The organism is Mycobacterium sp. UM_11 (genome assembly GCF_001414075.1).
Taxonomy (GTDB): Bacteria; Actinomycetota; Actinomycetes; order Mycobacteriales; family Mycobacteriaceae; genus Mycobacterium.
In genome coordinates, this window is record NZ_LATC01000237.1 from 1 (window position 1) to 568 (window position 568).

General features: G+C 66.2%; 1 protein-coding gene. It reads right to left on the reverse strand.

Annotated elements, in window-relative coordinates; genetic code table 11:
- Positions 1–153 precede the first annotated feature (153 nt).
- Positions 154–567 (reverse strand): universal stress protein, encoded by a 414-nt coding sequence (locus WU80_RS24815; RefSeq protein ID WP_055405902.1) that lies wholly within the window; start codon positions 565–567, stop codon positions 154–156.
- Position 568 lies beyond the last annotated feature (1 nt).

Here is a 568-nt window from a genome sequence, read left to right on the forward strand (position 1 = left end):
AGATGTGTATAAGAGACAGCGCTACACCATCGGACGCGACGCCGCGATCCTGGTGCGCGTCAGCCGGCTGGTCTCCGACCGGGTCTTGGATCGCATTGTGCGCCGGAGCCTTCGGTCCTTCGCAAAAGGCGCGCAGTCGAGCGACTTCGCCGATCAGTCGATGGTGTAGACGATCAGCACGTCGGTCTTGGCCCGGCGGGAGACTTCGGATGGGACCGATCCCAGCAGTCGCCCGGCGACGCTGCTGAGCCCGACATTGCCGACCACGAGCAGGTCGGCCTCGATCTCCTCGGCGAGCTGCACCAGCGCATTGATGGGCGGACCGACGATCGGCTTCTCCTCCACGTCCGTGGCCCCGGCCTGGTGCGCCCGTTCCCTGGCGTTCTGCAGGATCGCGAAGAAAGGGGCCTCGCCCACCGTCCGGTAGTCCTGACCGTGGTCGCTTCCCGGTGGGATGGCGTAGCGGCCCTTTTCCACGGGCACGGGGAGATGCGCGGTCGCGACGATCAATTTCGCGCCGTGATGCGCAGCGATCGCGGCGGCTCGGTCCCTGTCTCTTATACACATC

Bases quoted from the DNA above. Each gene is read 5' to 3' on its own strand.
- WU80_RS24815 (WP_055405902.1), bottom strand. From the start codon at position 567: ATGTGTATAAGAGACAGGGACCGAGCCGCCGCGATCGCTGCGCATCAC.